The sequence below is a fragment of the Methylobacterium sp. E-046 genome (assembly GCF_022829625.1).
Classification (GTDB): domain Bacteria; phylum Pseudomonadota; class Alphaproteobacteria; order Rhizobiales; family Beijerinckiaceae; genus Methylobacterium; species Methylobacterium longum.
The window spans coordinates 1-846 of record NZ_JAKSYP010000196.1 but is presented as its reverse complement, the minus strand read 5'-3'; the positions used below and the strand labels follow the sequence as shown (position 1 = coordinate 846).

General features: G+C 65.5%; 3 protein-coding genes. 2 read left to right on the top strand and 1 reads right to left on the bottom strand.

The window, feature by feature from the left end; genetic code table 11:
• Positions 1-180 precede the first annotated feature (180 nt).
• Entirely contained in the window at positions 181-357 is a 177-nt protein-coding gene (locus tag MKK82_RS20625; protein ID WP_243986643.1) for a hypothetical protein, read from the top strand.
• Between the two features lie 54 nt (positions 358-411).
• Complete coding sequence (locus tag MKK82_RS20620; RefSeq protein ID WP_243986641.1) at positions 412-609, top strand: hypothetical protein; 198 nt, start codon at positions 412-414, stop codon at positions 607-609.
• A gap of 44 nt (positions 610-653) precedes the next feature.
• Here MKK82_RS20620 and MKK82_RS20615 read toward each other — a convergent pair.
• Positions 654-846: hypothetical protein (locus MKK82_RS20615; protein ID WP_243986639.1), on the bottom strand; the 193-nt coding region annotated here is incomplete at its 5' end.

The window sequence follows — 846 nt, the reverse complement described above, 5'->3', positions numbered from 1 at the left end:
CCTGGTGGCTGCCGGCACCTATCTCGACGACCTCGCGCGGAAGTACGGTCGCTTCCGGACAGGCGTACCGTTGAAAGGCGCCGGCCTCAGACCCGGAGGCACGCTATGACGCCGGACTTGAAGCGGTTGTGCGAGGCGGTCCGCCTGCCACTGCAGCGAGCCCCGGTGACGGATCCAGACATGACGGCTGAGGCTGTCGTCCGTGCCGTGCTGACGGCACTCAAGCGGCCAAGCGCAGAGGCGATCGATGCCGCGTGGGACGTAGCTGTCTCGGCTCCAGACGGTGGTACGCAGCGCGCTTCAGCCGCCCGCGAGTTCGTGGCGATCGTCGACCACATCCTCATGGGTCCGGCCTGATTTCTTCATCACCTCATCGAGGTAGGCAGATCGAGACCGCATAGGTAGCAGCGCATGAGCGATCCCGAATCCGACGAGCTGTTCCGCGCCCGACTGCTGCGCGTCGTCGATGACAACGATCGCCGCTACGCCCTGGTCGGGGTTGGATCGCAGCTCGACCGACTGGGCCGCAAGTACGACTTGTACAGGACTGGTGTGCCGCTGAAGGGCTTCGACGGCTTCCGGGACGACATCACCGAGGATGAGGCGTGACAGCCCTCACCAGCTCACGACAATGGCGTCGAGGGTGAGATGCGTCAGGTCGGCTGCCGTCCAGCTGCTGCAGCCTCGACGATCATGCGATGCATAGCGGCATCCTCTTTGGCCCGCGTCAGGATGATGCGCGCCGATGTCCGGGCTCTCTCCGCTCGCATCTGCGCCTTGGGCTTGCCGTCCCGTAGGGCCCGCGTTGCCATGTGCCGAAACCAATGGGCGTCGGCGATCGCGACT